General features: G+C 77.0%; 1 protein-coding gene. It reads left to right on the top strand.

Going from position 1 to position 1,128, the window contains the following annotated elements:
• Positions 1 to 2: 2 nt before the first annotated feature.
• Positions 3 to 1,128: NAD(P)-binding domain-containing protein (locus EAO71_RS21650; protein WP_147979513.1), on the top strand; the 1,126-nt coding region annotated here is incomplete at its 3' end.

Below are 1,128 nucleotides of genomic sequence, written 5' to 3'. Positions count from 1 at the left end.
TGATCGTGGGAGCAGGACCCTACGGGCTGTCCGTGGCCGCCCACGCGGCGGCGCACGGGCTGCGCGCCCGGACCTTCGGCCGCTCCATGGCGTCCTGGCACGCGATGCCCTCGGGCATGTTCCTGAAGTCGGAGCCCTGGGCCTCCCACCTCTCCGATCCCGCCGGGGCGTACGGGCTGGACGCCTACGCCGCCGGCCGGGGCGTCCGCGCCGAGCACGGCGTCCCGCTCCCGGTCGGTCTCTTCGCCTCGTACGGCGACTGGTTCGCCCGCCGGGCGGTCCCCTCGCTCGACGAACGCCTGGTCGCCGCCGTCGCCCCGGCAGCCGGAGGGTTCACCGTGGTCACGGAGGACGGCGAGACGCTGCGCGCCCGCACCGTGGCGCTCGCCGTCGGCGTCCTGCCGTTCATGGAGGTCCCCGCCCCGCTGCGCGGGCTCCCCCGCCGGTTCGTCACCCACAGCAGCCACCACGGCGAGCTCGACGGCTTCGCCGGCCGGGACGTCACGGTCGTCGGCGCCGGCCAGGCCGCCCTGGAGACGGCCGCGCTGCTGACCGAGCAGGGGGCGAAGGCCCGGATCGTCGCCCGCGCGGACCGGCTGAACTGGAACACCTTGCCGCCGGCCCTGCACCGAGGCCCGTGGCAGTCCTTCCGCGCACCGCACACGGGCCTGGGCTGCGGCTGGCAGAACCGCCTGTACGCGGACACCCCCGGGGTCTTCCGGCGGCTGCCCGCGCCCACCCGCGAGCGGCTCTTCGGCTCGGCCCTCGGTCCGGCGGGCGCCTGGTGGCTGCGCGACCGGTTCGCCGCCGTCACCGACGTACGGCTCGGCTCGCGCGTCGTCGCGGCGGCGCCGACCCCGGACGACCGGCTGCGGATCGACGTGGCGGGACCGGAGGGGACGGAGACGTGGGAGACCGACCACGTGATCGCGGCGACCGGGTTCACACCGAGCCTGGACCGGACGGAGGTCCTCGCACCCGGGCTGCGGGGGTCGCTGCGCCGGGCCGGAGCCTCGGGCGCGCCGGAGGTGGGGGCGCTGTTCGAGTCGTCCCACCCGGGCCTGTTCCTCGCGGGGCTGCTGACGGCGCCCTCGTACGGCCCGTCGATGCGGTTCGTCTTCGGCGCGG

The organism is Streptomyces sp. MS191 (genome assembly GCF_008042125.1).
Lineage (GTDB): Bacteria > Actinomycetota > Actinomycetes > Streptomycetales > Streptomycetaceae > Streptomyces.
Note: the sequence above shows the minus strand (reverse complement) of the source record. Positions and strands in the feature narration are given on the sequence as shown.